The organism is Agrobacterium sp. lyk4-40-TYG-31 (assembly GCF_030209855.1).
Classification (GTDB): Bacteria; Pseudomonadota; Alphaproteobacteria; order Rhizobiales; family Rhizobiaceae; genus Agrobacterium; species Agrobacterium vaccinii.
The window spans coordinates 142,893-159,583 of sequence record NZ_JARVRE010000005.1 but is presented as its reverse complement, the minus strand read 5'-3'; the positions used below and the strand labels follow the sequence as shown (position 1 = coordinate 159,583).

17 protein-coding genes and 1 tRNA gene are annotated in these 16,691 nt (G+C 56.7%); 8 read left to right on the top strand and 10 right to left on the bottom strand.

Going from position 1 to position 16,691, the window contains the following annotated elements:
* Positions 1-114: 114 nt before the first annotated feature.
* Complete coding sequence (locus QRN55_RS11075; protein WP_065698440.1) at positions 115-327, top strand: hypothetical protein; 213 nt, start codon at positions 115-117, stop codon at positions 325-327.
* A gap of 75 nt (positions 328-402) precedes the next feature.
* On the opposite strand, the gene QRN55_RS11070 is transcribed toward QRN55_RS11075, so the two are convergent.
* Positions 403-2,313, bottom strand: coding sequence for a PhoX family protein (locus QRN55_RS11070; protein ID WP_284776736.1), 1,911 nt, complete (start codon positions 2,311-2,313; stop codon positions 403-405).
* Between the two features lie 194 nt (positions 2,314-2,507).
* On the bottom strand, positions 2,508-2,846 hold the full coding sequence (locus QRN55_RS11065) for a DUF2147 domain-containing protein (RefSeq protein WP_284776735.1): 339 nt from the start codon (positions 2,844-2,846) through the stop codon (positions 2,508-2,510).
* 505 nt (positions 2,847-3,351) lie between these two features.
* Here QRN55_RS11065 and QRN55_RS11060 point away from each other — a divergent pair.
* Positions 3,352-3,618, top strand: coding sequence for an SEL1-like repeat protein (locus tag QRN55_RS11060; RefSeq protein ID WP_045231893.1), 267 nt, complete (start codon positions 3,352-3,354; stop codon positions 3,616-3,618).
* A gap of 199 nt (positions 3,619-3,817) precedes the next feature.
* On the opposite strand, the gene QRN55_RS11055 is transcribed toward QRN55_RS11060, so the two are convergent.
* The 4 genes from QRN55_RS11055 to QRN55_RS11040 all read right to left on the bottom strand — a co-directional run bounded on the left by QRN55_RS11055 (position 3,818) and on the right by QRN55_RS11040 (position 6,250).
* Positions 3,818-4,402 carry a hypothetical protein gene (locus tag QRN55_RS11055; protein ID WP_284776734.1) on the bottom strand — a complete coding sequence of 195 codons (585 nt, stop codon included), beginning with the start codon at positions 4,400-4,402 and terminating at the stop codon, positions 3,818-3,820.
* Positions 4,403-4,408: 6 nt separating this feature from the next.
* Entirely contained in the window at positions 4,409-4,570 is a 162-nt protein-coding gene (locus QRN55_RS11050) for a hypothetical protein (protein WP_233122938.1), read from the bottom strand.
* A gap of 83 nt (positions 4,571-4,653) precedes the next feature.
* The gene (locus QRN55_RS11045; RefSeq protein ID WP_284776733.1) at positions 4,654-5,766 is read right to left on the bottom strand and encodes a pyridoxal phosphate-dependent aminotransferase; all 1,113 of its coding nucleotides are present in this window, start codon (positions 5,764-5,766) and stop codon (positions 4,654-4,656) included.
* Positions 5,767-5,896: 130 nt separating this feature from the next.
* Positions 5,897-6,250 (bottom strand): hypothetical protein, encoded by a 354-nt coding sequence (locus QRN55_RS11040; RefSeq protein ID WP_111841600.1) that lies wholly within the window; start codon positions 6,248-6,250, stop codon positions 5,897-5,899.
* A gap of 280 nt (positions 6,251-6,530) precedes the next feature.
* Between QRN55_RS11040 and QRN55_RS11035 the strand changes: the two genes are divergently transcribed.
* Positions 6,531-7,748, top strand: coding sequence for an NAD(P)/FAD-dependent oxidoreductase (locus QRN55_RS11035; protein WP_284776732.1), 1,218 nt, complete (start codon positions 6,531-6,533; stop codon positions 7,746-7,748).
* A 10-nt stretch (positions 7,749-7,758) separates the two neighbouring features.
* Positions 7,759-8,553: an aldolase/citrate lyase family protein gene (locus tag QRN55_RS11030; RefSeq protein ID WP_284776731.1), complete on the top strand. Its 795-nt coding sequence runs from the start codon at positions 7,759-7,761 to the stop codon at positions 8,551-8,553.
* 6 nt (positions 8,554-8,559) lie between these two features.
* Here the strand turns inward: QRN55_RS11030 and QRN55_RS11025 are convergent, their stop codons facing one another.
* The 3 genes from QRN55_RS11025 to QRN55_RS11015 all read right to left on the bottom strand — a co-directional run bounded on the left by QRN55_RS11025 (position 8,560) and on the right by QRN55_RS11015 (position 9,362).
* Positions 8,560-8,736, bottom strand: a complete 177-nt coding sequence (locus tag QRN55_RS11025; RefSeq protein WP_284776730.1) for a hypothetical protein — start codon at positions 8,734-8,736, stop codon at positions 8,560-8,562.
* Positions 8,737-8,814: 78 nt separating this feature from the next.
* Positions 8,815-9,162 (bottom strand): hypothetical protein, encoded by a 348-nt coding sequence (locus tag QRN55_RS11020; RefSeq protein WP_111841603.1) that lies wholly within the window; start codon positions 9,160-9,162, stop codon positions 8,815-8,817.
* A 109-nt stretch (positions 9,163-9,271) separates the two neighbouring features.
* Positions 9,272-9,362, bottom strand: a tRNA-Ser gene (locus tag QRN55_RS11015).
* A 600-nt stretch (positions 9,363-9,962) separates the two neighbouring features.
* Between QRN55_RS11015 and QRN55_RS11010 the strand changes: the two genes are divergently transcribed.
* The gene (locus QRN55_RS11010; protein WP_284776729.1) at positions 9,963-11,090 is read left to right on the top strand and encodes a porin; all 1,128 of its coding nucleotides are present in this window, start codon (positions 9,963-9,965) and stop codon (positions 11,088-11,090) included.
* A gap of 286 nt (positions 11,091-11,376) precedes the next feature.
* The gene (locus QRN55_RS11005; protein WP_284776728.1) at positions 11,377-12,507 is read left to right on the top strand and encodes a porin; all 1,131 of its coding nucleotides are present in this window, start codon (positions 11,377-11,379) and stop codon (positions 12,505-12,507) included.
* A gap of 174 nt (positions 12,508-12,681) precedes the next feature.
* Here the strand turns inward: QRN55_RS11005 and QRN55_RS11000 are convergent, their stop codons facing one another.
* Positions 12,682-14,757 (bottom strand): lytic transglycosylase domain-containing protein, encoded by a 2,076-nt coding sequence (locus QRN55_RS11000; RefSeq protein ID WP_284776727.1) that lies wholly within the window; start codon positions 14,755-14,757, stop codon positions 12,682-12,684.
* A 382-nt stretch (positions 14,758-15,139) separates the two neighbouring features.
* Here QRN55_RS11000 and dapA point away from each other — a divergent pair, with 382 nt between their 5' ends.
* Both dapA and smpB read left to right on the top strand, forming a co-directional pair.
* Positions 15,140-16,024: a 4-hydroxy-tetrahydrodipicolinate synthase gene (dapA, locus tag QRN55_RS10995; RefSeq protein WP_284776726.1), complete on the top strand. Its 885-nt coding sequence runs from the start codon at positions 15,140-15,142 to the stop codon at positions 16,022-16,024.
* Positions 16,025-16,134: 110 nt separating this feature from the next.
* A complete protein-coding gene (smpB, locus tag QRN55_RS10990) occupies positions 16,135-16,617 on the top strand; it encodes an SsrA-binding protein SmpB (protein WP_111841609.1) in 483 nt (160 codons plus the stop codon).
* The last annotated feature ends 74 nt before the right edge of the window (positions 16,618-16,691 follow it).

The following is a 16,691-nucleotide window of genomic DNA, read 5'->3' as shown; positions in this document are numbered from 1 at the left end:
GGCCTGGCTCGTGCAAGGGCGGCTCTCACGCAGATCGTGCGAAAGAGCTGTGGCGCGGGTCGACATTCATATGACGCGTAAGGACATACTGTGAAAATTATAAGAGTGCTGACGATGGTTGTGATCTTCGCCGTCGTGATCTTCGGTTACCGTTGGTACAGCTACGTCACCAACACCGAGAGCCCATACGACGAAGTGGGCATCGAGCTGAACAGCCGCATGCCAGCGCCAATCAGAAAATGGGGCTGTGACAAACTGCACCAGACCTTCGGCAACGCTGTGCCGCCGCTTGGCTGCAGTGCTGGTGGCAGCAACGACTGGATTTGACAGGTTTCTGAAGGCCTGAAGCAGAATCAAAAAAGGCGCCGCGTGGACGGCGCCTTTTTTATTGGTGTCGCGTGATCAGCCGATCATGGCGTTGTCATCGCGCTTGACGGCGATGAGGGCCGAGCGGGGCAGCTTGCCTTCGCCATCCGGGAAGGGCGCATCGGGGTGCTGAATGCCGACGAAGTGGGTGCGCTTGTCGGCAGACCATGTCTGGCCCGTGACTTCCGCGCCCTTCGGTGCCGTCAGAAAACGCTCGATACGACCGGTGAAGGGGTCGCCTGCCAGCATCTGGTTGTTGCCCTGTCCGGCATATTGGCCGTCATTGCTGTCTTCGCCGTCTGTCTGAATCCAGAGCAGGCCGGTCGAATCGAACATCATGCCATCAGGCGAGTTGAACATGTTGCCGGAATTGATGTTGGAGGAGCCCGCATAGGCATCCTTGTGAACGTCAGGATTGCCAGCCATGCAGAACAGGTCCCACTTGAACTTGCCATCGGCATGGTCGTCATTTTCGGGATACCAGCGCACGATCTGGCCGTACTCGTTCTTCTCGCGCGGGTTTGCGGCGTTGAGAGCCATGGCATCGCCGCCGCCATTGGCGCGCAGCTTGCCGTCTTTCATAACACCGCGATTGGTATTGTTGGTCAGTGCGCAATAGGCTTCGATGGCAACGGGGTTGATGGCAACCCATTCCGGGCGGTCCATCGTGGTGGCACCAACCTTTGAGGCGGCCTGGCGGGTGAAGACGCAAATCTCGTCCATCTTCATGCCGGTGGATTGAGGCGTCAGTGCCACCCACTCGCCACTGCCATCATCGCTGAACTTGGCAACGTAGAGCATGCCTTCGTCGAGCAGCTTGGAGGTATCGCCACCCGGCACGTAGATGCCGTTGGAGACGAACTTGTAGAGGAACTCGCCACGTTCGTCGTCGCCCATGTAAACGACGACTCGACCATCGCGCGCGATGACGACGGCGGCGTTTTCATGCTTGATGCGGCCAAGGGCCGTGCGCTTGATCGGCGTGGAGGAGGCGTTGGACGGATCGATTTCCACGACGTAACCGGCACGGCGCGGCTCGTTGGGGTGCTTGGACACGTCGAAGCGCTCATCGAACAGCTCGTAGCCGTAACGGGTTTCGGCCGCGATGCCGTAACGCTTGTAATCATCCGGCATCTTGAAGGCGGCGTCGGTGGAGCCGAAATAGCCGTTGAAGTTTTCTTCGCAGGTCAGGTAGGTGCCCCACGGTGTGCGGCCCGCGCCGCAATTGTTGAAGGTGCCAAGACAGTCGATGCCGTTGGGATCGGTCTTGGTCTTGACCAGTTCGGAGCCTGCGGCAGGGCCGGACAGCTTCATCGGCGTGTTGTGGTGAATGCGGCGGTTAAAGGGGCTGCCGACCACAATGCCCCAGCCATCCTTGCCTTCCGCCACTTCCATGACGGTCACGCCCTGCATGTGCTGGAGGATTTTGACCTCGTCCAGATTGGCAGGCATGCCCTTTTCCCGGTGGGGGAGGTTGGTTTCGTTGTTCACATATTCATGGTTGACGGCGATCAGCTGATGGCTGCCGACCACGAACAACTCCATGCCATCGGTGTTTTCGCCGAAAACCTTGTCCGAGTTCTCAAGGCTGACACCCTTGACCGGGTCGATATCCGACACATTGGGAAACAGCGGCTGACCCCACTTGGCAACCGGCTTCCAGCTATAGCCTTCGGGCACGTGGATGGTGTTGTCGGTAGTTGCAGCAATTGGCTTGAACGGAAAGCGCGATGCGGCTTCCTGCGCCTGTGCGGATGTGCTGGAGGCGAGGTTGCCAAACGTGCCGAGTGCGGCGGCAGCAGAACCAAAGGCCAGAACGCCGCCCAGAAAACCGCGACGCGAAATGGCCGATTCCACCACGCGATCAAAATCCGTCACTGCTGGTGGCGGGTTCTGAAGCTCGTCCCACTCATCCCAGCTCAGCTTGCTTGTGTCGATCTTTGTCATAGCGCTCTCCATCCGCTCGTTGTTTGGAATAGTTCCAGAGAGGGCAACTAAAGAGGGTTTATTACAGCGATATGACGGAGAAAATTCGATTTATTGCATATATTGCAACCTATAGTAATTACACCTGTGTGGAATCACAGATACAGGCGGGTTTTACCCGCCTGCATACATGCATTCAGCCTGTGCCGTGCTGATTAAAGCCGCGACCAAGTCTGGGATTTGCACAGCACCTTTAGTACGCAGCCCTTCATGCTCAGCGAACTGCCCGAAACGGTGCCGGTACCGGCATAGGTCTTGTCATTGGCGGGGTCGGTGATTTCGCCGGAATAGCTGTTGCCCTTACCGCTCATCTTGCCGATCTGCTTTCCGGCATGCTTGCCGGTCTTCAGGGTCACGCAATAGGCAGAGCCGCACTGGGTGATCGCTGCGGTCTCGCCGCTGGCCGTCTTCCAGTTGCCCTCGATGGCTTCTGCAGCAAAGGCGCTGCTGCCCATCAAAAATGCGGCGGCGGCAAATATCGTCATTCTCTTCATAGGGACCTCCCAATCCAGCTTTGGCTGAACCTTGCAGTGTTCCAAAGGTTCGCTCTCGCATCTCCTCATGCGAATACGCAGATTTATAGTTTACGTGGACGTAAAAGGAAATATGGCGGCGGCAAAATTCGGCGATTTTCAGCTCTTTGCGCCGCTGAAAATCATCCATCCAAAAATGCCGAGTTGAGACGTGGTTACGAAAGGGTTGAATTTCATCCGTAAACTTTTCGTAAAATTGTCTGCAAAGTCCTTAATTTCCGGGGCTTGTGATATTTAACAAAAACCCAACTTTACCAATCGTTTGGACTTTGTTTGTCCCCTATTAATCATGGATTTTAAGCGCCCGTTGAAGCCCGTTTGGCATAGTGGGGACATCGAAAGAGCAGAGCAAATCTGCCAACGGACAAGGCCAAAACAAGCCGCAGAAGACGGTAAGGTCCCATCCGCCAAAGCTCCCGCAGCGGGGCGAAGACAGAGAGAAAAACGGGCAAACAGGATAGAGAAAATGGCACGCTTTGAAGTTCGCGATATCGAAATGGCAGTCGCCGGTGGCCAGAGCCGCGCGGACGTCTTTTGCAACCTCGGCCTTATCTACGCGACAGGCCGCGGTTGCCCGGTGAACCTCATCGCTGCCCACAAGTGGCTGAACATCGCCGCGATCAAGGGTTCGGAACGGGCGGTTTCACTGCGCGCCGATCTGGCCCGCAACATGAGCAAGGCAGACCTGGCAACGGCACTGCGCGCCGCCCGCGACTGGATGACCTCGCACTAAGTTCAGGTGAGACTCTTACAGGACAGATCAAAAAGACAGAGCGGGCTCAAGCCCGCCATTCCCCTCCCAACCGGTATCCTCCAGTCCCGGTCGGCACAAAATATAAGCCTTAAAAGGCAAGCGGCCAGATCCACGCCGACACATCAAACCGTGACCAGCAGAAACAAGGCTGGCACGGTTTTTTTGTTGGCCGAGCTGTTTAGAGGTCTGAGGAAGGAACGCGAAAAACGCCACGAATTTTGGCAGGATTGCAGACAGCTATCTGGACGTGCGTACGAGTCTTAAAGCCTGAGTTGGGATAGGCTGTCTCGCCTTCCTGAAAAATTCCACGAACGGAATCAAATTTTTGCAAGCCAGCGCGTTCTCGACTTGAATGCAGGTGATTGATAACAGCACAATCTAACTCACGCAAAAGCAAGTCGTCTCCAAGTTTATTATTCGGCATATCGAGTTCAGGTATTTTTTGGAAAATTGCTTTCAAGTCCGTGTAAGCGTTGCTGATTGCATCGACCCCACGAGACGACGATAAATCTAGACAAAACCCGAGATCAAGTATCGCGCCGACAACAGCAACATCGTTTGGGTCGCGTTCTTTTCGGACTTGGGCATCGCGGAAAAACTCGATGCCTCTTCTTGGATTGGCCTCCCAGAAATATATTCCCTTTCCAAGCCAATCATAGGCGTTCTCGCTAGGGCGAAAGGGATCGCCGTTCAGCAAACTCGCGGCGACAGTTTTGCTGCAACCGTGATATCCAAGAACGAAAGAGGTGTTGAGCGAGTGCAAGGCAGATCAGGCAACTTTTTTGTGATTGTATTCGGCAGTCAACTCGCCATTTTCATCGACCATACCAATGTCTTGCAAATAACGAAGCGCAGATTCCTTTGACTGCGTCGCCGCTTCACGCGTCTCACGCAGTGCTTTTTTTGTCTTTTGAAATTCTTCTTCGTTCATATCGAGCGCTCACTACAGATACTGTATGCAGTGTCTCATAAGCGCCATGCGCAATCAACCATTCGTTGATTATCGCACTCCATCTATTCCAGCGCCTTCAACACCTTCGGCAGCGCATCTGCAAACAAATCCAGCTTGGCGTCCGGCGCGGCACTGACGCGGATGCAACGGTTGAGTGGCTCCACCCCGGGCATGCGGATGAAGACGCCGTGGTCCATCAGGCCGTCCACGATGGCTTTGGCGTAAACGCCGTCCTTGTGGCAATCGATGGTGACAAAGTTGGTGGCGGAGGGCAGGGGTGAGAGGCCGTTCTGGCGGGCGATGGTGGAGATGCGCTCTCGGGCGTTGGCGATGCGCTTGACCACATCGCGCAGATAGGCCTGATCTTTCAATGCGGCGAGTGCTGCGACGATTGAAACGCGGGGCATGCCGAAGTGATTGCGGATTTTATCGAAGGCCTGCGCATTGCCCAGCGTGCCGATGGCATAGCCAACGCGCGCGCCTGCCAGACCGTAAGCTTTTGAGAAGGTGCGCATGCGCAGCACATTCGGCATGCCGATCATGGCGCGAACGCTGGGGATGGCGCTTTCCGGCGCGGTCTCGCAATAGGCCTCGTCCAGCACCAGCAGACAGCTTTCCGGCAGCGCCTTTGCAAAAGTCAGGACTTCGCTTGCTTCCCACCAGCTTCCCATAGGATTGTCGGGATTGGCGAAATACACCAGCGGCGCGTTCTCTTTCTTGACGAGGTCCAGCAGACCGTCGAGGTTCTCGTGGTCATCCAGATAGGGCGTCGTCACCAGACGTCCGCCGTAACCGGCGACGTGATAATTGAAGGTGGGATAACCGCCGAAGGACGTGACAACAGGGGTTCCGGGCTCCACCACCAACCGCACGATCTCGCCCAGCAAACCGTCCACGCCATTGCCGATGGCGATGTTGTTACGGGAAATGCCGTGATAGATGGCCAGCGCTTCCCGCAATTCGAAATTTTCTGGGTCGGCATACATCCAGGTTTCGGACGCTGCCTGCTTCATGGCTTCCAGCACCGATGCGGCCGGGCCAAAGCCGCTTTCATTCGCGCCGATCCGTGCTTTGACGGCGAGCTTGCGGTTGCGCTCTATCGCCTCTGGCCCGACGAAAGGCACCGAAGAGGGAAGCGAAGCGGCGAGCGACGTAAAGCGCGAAAATGCGGACATTTCAGAGAGTTCCGTTATCTATTGACAGACGGACCTCACAATAGAATCAAAATTGGCCCGCGCAAGGCAGGCCAATGGAATTGGCGGAATTTTGAAAGGTTTTCCCAAGTACCCGGAAAACAGGGTTACTCTATAGTGCCGTTTCGAAACTCAGGCGGCGAATATGGTGCAGGAATTCCGCATCGATCAGCATGTTGAAGCCGACGGTTGCCTGTTCTGCCTCACGACGTATCAGCGTGCAGCCGATTTCATCGCGAATGCCGAGGATTTCCAGATAGAAGTTCGTCGGCATGTCCAAATGAGGGCTGACCTCGAGATCCGCGCCGTAGAGCGAGACGTTGCGAATGAGGCAACGCATGGTGTTTTTCGCACTGAGATGATGACCAATGAAGGTGATCTTGCCGGGGCGATCCACCGGAAATTTCTCATAGAGTTCGTCGTGCGGTACGGCGTCGCTTGCAGTGATGTTTACGTTGAGCGCCATGACAACCTCCCGATTGCCTTTTGTCTTGTTACAATCATAGGCCCGCTTCATTGCCAAATGCTGAAGAAAAACGATAAAACACCAGTGTTTCTGGCACGTTATGCCACAGCATTTCAGCCCGCGCGAACCGGCTTCGAGCTTGAAACGTATGTAGTGCCATTAGGTTGCGCAAAACTGTAGACGGGTGGGGGCGAGGAGGCGTCCGTTCGTCCTTAATCGGTTGACGGCAGGCGTACTTGTCGTTACGCCTGTGACATCTCATGGAGTGATGGAGCGACATATGGCAGGCACACTCGTCATCGTTGGTGCGGGCCAGGCCGCCTTTTCCCTTGCCGCGAAACTGCGGGCGTTGAAGGACGAACGACCGATTACGATCATCGGTTCGGAAGACGTTTTGCCTTACCAGCGGCCACCGCTATCCAAGAAATATCTGATGGGCGAGATGAGCTTCGACAGGCTACAGTTTCGCGATGCCGAATGGTTCACGGACAACAATGTCGACATCCGCCTGTCCACCTGGGTCGAAGAGATCGACCGCACGGCGAAGACGGTGCGCATGCAGGATGGCAGCACGCTTGCCTATGACAAGCTGGCGCTGGCGACGGGCTCTGCCCCGCGCACCCTGCCAGCCGGTGTCGGTGGCGATCTCGAAGGAGTCTTGACGGTGCGCGACAAGCGCGATGCCGACCGGCTGATGGAAGAGATGAAGCCTGGGCGCAAATTGCTGGTGATCGGTGGTGGATATATCGGGCTAGAAGCGGCAGCCGTTGCGCGGCATCTGGGGCTGGAGGTGACGCTGATCGAAATGGCCGACCGCATCTTGCAACGCGTGGCCGCCCCCGAAACAGCGCGCATCATGCGCGACATTCACAACCCGCACGGCGTTTCCATCCGCGAGAAGACCGGCCTCGTGCGGTTGATCGGAACGGATGGCCATGTCAGCGCAGCCGAGCTTTCAGACGGAACGGTGCTGGAGGTGGACTTCGTCATCGTCGGCATCGGCGTTTTGCCGAATGACCGGCTGGCGCGTGATTCGGGCCTCGATATCGGCAACGGTATTCTGGTCGATGAATTCACCCGCACATCCGATCCTGATATTCACGCCATGGGCGATTGCGCACTTTTGCCGCTTGATGGCGCGCGGGTGCGGCTCGAATCGGTGCAGAACGCGGTCGATCAGGCCGAGGCGGCGGCTCTCGTCCTGACCGGTGAGGAGAAACCCTACCAGCCCAAGCCATGGTTCTGGTCCGACCAATATGATGTGAAGTTGCAGATTGCCGGGTTCAACATGGGTTACGATGAGACGGTGCTGCGGCCCGGCCAGCGGGAAGGCAGCCATTCCATCTGGTATTTCCGTGCGGGCCGCTTCATCGCCGTGGATGCCATCAACGATGCCAAGGCCTATGTCAGCGGCAAAAAGCTGCTGGAGACCGGCAAACAGCCGGACCGTGCCATTCTGGCCGATCATTCTGCCGACCTGAAACTGCTGCTGGCCTGAAGGAACACCCATGCGCGCCGAGGAAAACCGCTTCAAGACCGCCATTCGCGAAGGCAAACCGCAAATCGGCCTCTGGCTGGATATGGGCGAGGCGATCACGGCAGAAATTGCCGGAACAGCCGGGTTCGACTGGCTGGTGATCGATGGTGAACACGGCCCCAATGATCTGCGCAGCATTATCGACCAGTTGCGCGCGCTAGCCCCATTCCCCGCTGAGCCTGTGGTGCGTGTTCCCGTGGGGGAGAGCTGGATCATCAAGCAGTTGCTTGATGCCGGTGCGCGCACGCTGCTGGTGCCGATGGTCGATTCGGCTGCGCAAGCAGCGGAACTCGTTGCCGCCATGCATTATCCGCCGCGCGGCATTCGCGGCATGGGCGCTGTGGTAGCAAGAGCGTCGGCTTTCAACACCATCGACAACTATGCGCAAAACGCATCCGATGGCCTGTGTTTGCTGGTGCAGGCAGAAACGCGCGCGGCCATCGCCGATCTCGACAATATATTGCAGGTGAATGGTATCGACGGCGTCTTCATCGGCCCCGCGGATTTGGCCGCCGATATGGGCTATCTCGGGCGGATCGACGAGCCGGAGGTGCAGGAGACCATCGAAGCGGCCATTCGCAAGATCGTCGCATCCGGCAAAGCCGCTGGTATTCTGACCTTCAACGAGACCTATAATAAGCGTTATCTCGAACTCGGCGCGTCATTCGTGGCGGTTGGCGCGGATGTTACGGAGTTTTCCAACGCCATTCGCTCGCTCTGCGCGCGTTACAAAGGCGGTGCGCCGGAGAAGGCATCGAGCTACTGAAACTGCTCAGTCATCATTGCTGGCATTGAGTTTTTCCGGGCGAATACCCTCCTGACCGGAAAAAAGAAAGCCTTCCCGCACCAACCACTCTCGCAAAATCCGTTGTATCGCCTCTTCTCGATCAAGGCCGCTTTCCTGCACGAAGGCAGCCAATGCCGTTTCGAGCTCTTCATTGAACATCATTTTGTATCTCCCATCCCAATAACGAAAAAGGCAAGGAGCCGAACGCTCCTTGCCTCTCGAATGTCTTGAAGTCAGAGCTTAGCGCCAGCGATAAAGGCTGCTCTTCTGCTCTGTCGCGGCATTGGCCACGCAGTAACCAAGTGCAAAGCCGAGAGCGCCGACGACTGTCAGCAGCGATGTCGCAGTGCCTGGATTTTCTTTGACGGCTTCGACCACATTGTGGCCCTGTGCCTTCACGGTCTGTGCAGCTGTCTGCGCGACACGCTGTACACGACCGCGTGCCTCATCCACAAATTCCGAAGCATCTTCGGAAAGTGTGCCAGCCCGCGCCGAAACCGACTTGGACAGGGAAGAGATCTGCGCACGCAGCTCTGCAATCTGATTCTCAACTGTATCTTCGACAACGTTCAATTTGGTCTGAGCCATGTGAAATCACCTCTTGCTGTTTCCGGGGTGATAACGCAGCGGCCAAACGAAATGTTCCGCAATGCAGCGAATTCATGTGTTCAGATTTTAAATGGGGATTTTGTCATGATGGCGGAGAGGATGGGATTCGAACCCACGATACGCTTTTGACGTATACTCCCTTAGCAGGGGAGCGCCTTCGACCACTCGGCCACCTCTCCGGTGCCGCCTGATTATGGCGTATAAAAATCGAATGCAAGGCCTTTTCTATAAAGAGACGAAAAAGAACCGTTTCCTCCAATGTTTTCTCAAGGGCATGGCGGTTGAGAAACATAGAATCAGCAAGTTCTCACAAAGGCAAAGAGAATCGTTTCAGAGGAATCGGCGTTGCTCATCCGCCCAAACAGCTGCATTGCTATATAGGAAGTGTGCAGCGTGGTTACCGCAGGCGATGCGCTGGCTCAGCAAAATCCTTGGGAATGCGGGCTTACCAGGGCATCAAGCCACCTTATCCACATGGCGGCACTCTCGATGGCGAGGGGATAAGCCCCGGATTCCAAAGGCATTTTTTAATATTCTGTAAACCTTTGACGCCGCCGGACCCCGCAAATGTGTTGTTTCAGCAACAACGCAAAATGAAGCAGGCCCACAAAGCTGTCATATCCATCATTGCCGATTGCAACTGCGCCATCCTTTTGTATTTTCGGCAACGGAAGCGAGGCGGTGGATCGTCCGTTTTCGAAGAACACGGGAATGGGGCAGGGAATGCTGTCCTTCAGCTTAAGAACCCAGACCCTTTTGAAACTTGACTGGAGGTCAACATGAACATTAAGAGCCTTTTGATCGGCTCCGCTGCAGCTCTCGCAGCAGTATCTGGCGCCCAGGCTGCCGACGCTATCGTCGCTGCTGAGCCAGAGCCAATGGAATACGTTCGCGTTTGCGACGCTTTCGGCACAGGCTTCTTCTACATCCCTGGTACCGAAACCTGCCTGAAGTTCGGCGGTTACGTTCGTTTCCAGACCGACTTCGGTCGTGACCTTTCTGGCACATCTGACTGGGATTCGTTCACACGCGCTCAGTTCGAAGTTGACACCAAGACAGACACCGAACTCGGCGCTCTGCGTGGCTTCATCGGTTTCCGCGGCAACGCTGACAACGGTTCTACTGCTTCTTCTGGCTTCCACGTCAACCAGGCTTTCATCGAGCTGGGCGGCCTGAAGGTTGGTAAGTTCTACAACTGGTGGGACGATGGTCTCTCTGGCGAAGCTGACGTTCTCGCAACGAACACACTCTTCAACTCCATTCGTTACACCTACGATGCAGGCTCTTTCTGGGCAGGCGTTTCGGTTGACGAACTCGAAGGCACAAACAGCCAGTTCCGCACAATCACTGGTCCTGCAGTTGCTGGTGTGTTCCCTGTATCCGCAGAGGCCGACAACAACGTAGGTATTTCTGCTGGTCTTGGTGCAAAGGTTGCTGGCTTTACGCTTCAGCTGATCGGCGGCTACGACGTTGACCAGGAAGAAGGCGCAGTTCGTTTGATGGGTACTGCAGACATCGGTCCTGGCACGCTTGGCCTGGCAGGTGTTTGGGCTTCCGGCGCAAATGCTTACTACGCACAGTCTGAATGGGCTGTTGCTGCTGAATACGCAATCAAGGCAACTGACAAGCTGACGATCACTCCAGGCGGCCAGTACTTCGGTAACGTTTCTGATCGCGTAGCGCTCTTCACACCAGGTATCGTTGCTGGTGCCATCGGTACAGTATCTGCTGGTACAGCTATCGTTGCGAACGATTTCTCTAACCGTGACGCTTGGCAGGCTGGCCTGACTGTTGATTACAAAATCACAGACGGTCTCTCCACAAAGGTTGCAGTTAACTACTACGACGAAGATGGTTCTAACGTTGACCAGTGGAACGGTTTCGTTCGTCTGCAGCGTTCGTTCTAATCTGATCTGATAGTATCAGTGACGGGAAACCCGGCTTTCGAGCCGGGTTTTTTTGTTTTTTTGCGTAAATTTTATTTTTGATATCAGGGTCGGAATTTAATGTTTAGGTAACGACCAGGACACCAAACAGCTAATTTGTAGCGAATGGGCAACAGCAAGGCAGGAAGCTGGCTGGATTGTGACGGAAACAATTACTTCGAGATTGCGCGAATCTGCGCTTTTCGATGTAATCACTTTCAGAGCAGCAATCCACCTTGCGGCTTAAACAATTGACTTGGAGGTCAACATGAACATTAAGAGCCTTTTGATCGGCTCCGCTGCAGCTCTCGCAGCAGTATCTGGCGCCCAGGCTGCCGACGCAATCGTCGCTGCTGAGCCAGAGCCAATGGAATACGTTCGCGTTTGCGACGCTTTCGGCACAGGCTTCTTCTACATCCCTGGCACCGAGACTTGCTTGAAGTTCTCTGGTTACGTTCGTTTCCAGACCGGTTTCGGTCGTGACCTGTCCGGCACGTCTGATTGGGACTCGTTCACACGCGCTCAGTTTAACGTTGACACACGTACAGACACTGAACTCGGCGCACTGCGTGGCTTCATCGAATTCCGTGCAGATGCTGATGCTGGTTCTACGTCCTCTTCGAGCTTGGAAGCTCGTCAGGCATTTATCGAGCTTGGTGGTCTTCGCGTTGGTAAGTTCTACAGCTGGTGGGATGATGATCTCTCGGGCGAAACTGACCTTCTTTCTTCCAACACGCTGTTCAACTCCATTCGTTACACCTACGATGCAGGCTCTTTCTGGGCAGGCGTTTCGGTTGACGAACTCGAAGGCACAAACAGCCAGTTCCGCACGATCACTGGCCCAGCCGTTGGTGGCGTTTTCCCAGTATCTGTAGAAGCTGACAACAACGTCGGTATCACTGCTGGCGTTGGTGCGAAGTTCGGCGCAGCTACTCTCCAGGTCATCGGTTCCTACGATGTTGATCAGGAAGAAGGCGCAGTACGCGCAATGATGTTTGCTGACATCGGACCTGGTACACTCGGTCTTGCCGGTGTTTGGGCTTCCGGTCCAAATGCTTACTACGCTCTCTCCGAGTGGACTGTTGCTGCTGAATACGCAATCAAGGCAACTGACAAGCTGACGATTACGCCTGCTGCTCAGTACCTTGCGAATGTAGCTAACAGTGTAAACCTCGTGACTCCTGGTATCACGGGCGCAGGTGCGATTGGCCTCGTTGACGCTGGCTCTGCCATCGTCACCAACGATTGGTCCAACCGTGATGCATGGACTGCTGGCGTAACGGTTGATTACAAAATCACCGAAGGTCTGACCACGAAGGTTACGGCTAACTACTACGACGAAGATGGTGCAGACACCGACCAGTGGACTGGCTTCGTTCGCCTTCAGCGCGACTTCTAATCTGATCTGACTTCGGTCAGTGATGGGAAGCCCGGCTCTCGAGCCGGGCTTTTTCGTTTTGCGGTGGGGTGACTGTGTGGAGTTTTTGGATGCTCGGACACGGTTGCCAGCCTTGAATACAAAAAAGCGCCGATCACTCGGCGCTTTGGATGGTCCAGTTATGTCGTGACGGCATCAGCCCGAACGACCATCCCGCAAATCGCTGACAATATCCGCTTTCTGACCCAGCCGTGTCTTATACACCTGATAATTCTCCATCACCCGCTGCACGTAGTTGCGGGTCTCTGGGAAAGGGATGCGTTCGATCCAGTCGACCACGTCGTCGATGGGTTTGCCGCGGGGGTCGCCGTAGCGGCTGATCCATTCGGGGACGCGTTTGGGGCCGGCGTTGTAGGCGACGAAGGTGAGGATGTAGGAGCCGCCGAAGCTGTCGATCTGTTCGCCAAGGTAATGGGCGCCGAGTGTGGCGTTGTAGCCTGCGTCGGTTGTGAGTTTCGCTTGCGTAAAATCCATGCCGTGGCGGCTGGCGACGCCTTTGGCGGTGCCGGGCAGAAGTTGTAAGAGGCCGCGCGCATTTGCGGGCGAGACGGCTGCGGGGTTGAAGGCGCTTTCCTGGCGCGCAATCGCATAGGCCAGCGCCATGCCGGAGCCGGAGATGTTGGCCGTGCCGGGAATGACGCCGATCGGGTAGGCGAGCGCTGCGGCATCGATTCCACGGCTGAAGGCCGTCTTGCCGATCTGGAGCGAGACCTGATGGTTGTTGTTCTTTTCCGCGCGCGAGGCGAGGATCGCCAATTCGCCTGGGCTGTCCATCTGCTCGGCCAATGCGCGGTAGAGGCTATCGGCCCGCCAGCTGTAACCTGCAGCCTCAAGTCTTTCGATGGCGCGCACGGCTTCACGCTCGGCAAAATGCTGGCGGTCGTTGTCGCTAGGGGAAGGGTAGGTCACGTTGATTGTGGTCGTACCGATTCGCGCGGCGGCAAGCTGGCCATAGAATGTGCCGGGATTGGCGGCTGCCTTGGTGAAGAACTCGCGGGCATTGCCTGGGCCGCCAGCTTCGGCGGTGCGGCCCAGCCAGTAATAGGCGCGCGACGCGGAAAGGGGTCGGTTCGATGTCTCAAGCAGTCGGTTGAAATGTTTTGCAGCATCGGTGGGGTCTTGTAGCGCGCGCAGCGCGTACCAGCCCGCGTGGAATTCCGCATCGGCAATATCCACTGCTGACGTCGCGGCGTGATTGGCGACAATGGTGTAGGCTTGGCGGAAATCGCCAAGGTCTGCCAGTCCCCGCGCGATGATGCGCCGCTCGTTCCACCACTCACCGGGGTTGACGAGCTTTGCCTGATCCGTCGGCGCTTGCGCCAAAAGCGCTGCTGCATCGGCGTATTTCTGCTGATGGCGCAGGTTTTCGATGCGGGCGAAGAGATAGGCCGGATCGTTGCGGGCAGGGCCGGTCACGGCGGCGAGTGCGGCAGGCGCGTTTTTCGCACGCTGCAACACGGCGGCCCAGGCGGCATAGAGTGGCTGCGCCTTGCCGAGATCACCAAAGCGTTTGGCCTGGCTGACGCGGCTGCGATACATCAGATAATCCATCCGCGCCTTGTGATCGGCAGCAGAGAGAAATCCGGGAAATTCATCGATGACGCGGTCTTCCAGCGCCGTGTCCATACCTTCGTTGATCCATAATGTGCGGATGAGCTTCTGCGCTTGCGCCGTATTGCCGCTGGTGTTCTGCGCTTGAGCAAGGGCAATTGTGCCCTCCGGCGTTTCAGGCGCGCCGTTGGCGAAATAGGCGATGAGCTGTTCCGCAGGCGGACTTTCGCGCAGCATGGCACGCTCGGAATTGGCACGGAATGTGGCGGTGCCCGGCCAGCCCTTGAGTTCGGTCTGGGCAGTGGCGATCTCGGCGGAGGAGACGTTTTTCTGGCCGGAAATGGCAATCGCCCATGTCAGGATATGCCGGTCGAGAGCCGTTGCGGGCAGGGAGTTGCGAATGGCGATGGCGCGCAGAGCATCACGGCTGGACAGCGCATCGAGACCTGCTTTCAGATCGGAGACGTCGAGCGGCGCGTTCGGCCGCATGATCGAGCCGGTGATTTCAGGCGTCGCAGGCATGAATGCTGGGGTCGCAGGTGAATTGGGCTTGACATAGGGCAGGGGCACGATGGCGCTTTCGGTCGCGGGCCCGGCCCACGCACCCCAGACTGTGGCCGCAAGGCCAGCCATGGCCAGGCCTAAAGCTGCTTTCTTCATGCGTTCACTCGCGACTTTGGACCGCCGCTTGGCCGCAACGCCGGGTTTTGCCGGGCGTACGACCTGGAAAGGGCTGTCTGGTTTTGCGGCTCTGTGTCTTGCAGGTGTCATGCCTCCATTAGCTGCTTTCAGCCTTAACAGAACCTTAATCCCGAAGGCCGGTGCTGATCAAATTTCGGTCAGAAACGGCGTGTACGGGCGTCTGAACCATCATTGGCGGGCGCGGCGCTGTCGATGCTGTGAAGCCTGAAACTATTTGTGTTTCGCACATCAAAAGGCATCGTTAACAGCTTGTCGGTAGCGTGGGCCCGCTTTAATGTGACGACGTTTTAACCATGGAATGCGGCTGAAGCATGGACTGGCTCACCGCAAGGAGTATTGCATGTTCAAGGGATCCATTCCCGCCCTCATTACGCCGTTCACCGCGCAAGGCGCAGTGGACGAAACGGCGTTTGCCGCCCATGTGGAGTGGCAGATTGCCGAAGGCAGCAGCGGCCTCGTGCCCGTCGGGACAACCGGGGAATCCCCGACCTTGTCTCACGACGAGCACAAACGAGTCGTTGAACTGTGCGTGGAAACGGCGGGTAAACGGGTTCCGGTCATCGCCGGTGCAGGCTCCAACAACACCCACGAAGCGATAGAGCTCGGCCTGCATGCGCAGGAAGTGGGCGCAGACGCGCTGCTGGTCGTCACGCCTTACTATAACAAGCCGACGCAGAAGGGCCTGTTTGCGCATTTTTCGGCAATCGCCGAGGCCGTGACGCTGCCCATCGTGATCTACAACATCCCGCCGCGTTCGGTCATCGATATGACGCCGGAAACGATGGGTGCGCTGGTCAAGGCGCATAAGAACATCGTTGGTGTAAAAGACGCAACCGGCAAGCTGGACCGCGTTTCGGAACAGCGCATCACCTGCGGCCCTGATTTCATTCAGCTTTCGGGCGAAGATGGCACGGCGCTGGGCTTCAACGCTCATGGCGGCGTGGGCTGCATTTCGGTGACGGCAAACGTTGCGCCGCGTCTGTGTGCCGAGTTTCAGGCGGCGATGCTGGCCGGAAACTACGCGCTGGCGCTGGAGTATCAGGATCGCCTGATGCCGTTGCACAAGGCGATCTTCATGGAGCCCGGTGTCTGCGGCACGAAATACGCGCTGGCGCGCAGTCGCAATGTCAGCCGCAAGGTGCGCTCGCCGTTGATGGATACACTTGAGCCTGCGACGGAAGCGGCCATTGATGCCGCACTGAAACATGCGGGCCTGATCAATTGAGATGAACCCGAGGTGCGCTGGCAACGGCGCACCTTCACTTTCGGTGCCTTAGCCACTACATAGGGGCCGAACCGCAAATCATTGCGGACGAATAAAAGACGGATTAAGAAATGGCCCCTAAAGGCAGTCAGCGCGTTGTGAACAAGGTTGTTGCGGAAAACCGCAAGGCCCGCTTCAATTATGAAATCCTCGATACCTACGAGGCTGGCATTGTTCTGACGGGCACTGAGGTTAAATCCCTGCGCGATGGCAAGGCGAACATTGCCGAATCCTATGCGTCGGATGAAGGCAACGAGATCTGGCTGATCAATTCCCATCTGCCGGAATATCTTCAAGCCAATCGTTTCAACCACGAGCCGCGCCGTCGCCGCAAGCTGCTGCTGTCCAAGCGCGAAATCCATCGCATGCGCGTGGGCATCAACCGCGAAGGCATGACGCTGGTGCCGTTGAAAATCTACTTTAACGACAAGGGCCGTGCAAAGCTGGAGCTGGCGCTGGCCAAGGGTAAAAAGCTGCACGACAAGCGCGAGACGGAAAAAGAACGCGACTGGAATCGTCAGAAATCGCGTTTGATGAAGGGTGGCGCTGCCTGATAGGGTGGCGTTTACTCACGCTGGCCGCGTACGCTCTCTGACTGATGTTAAGCCTTTGTCGTAACAGCCAAAGG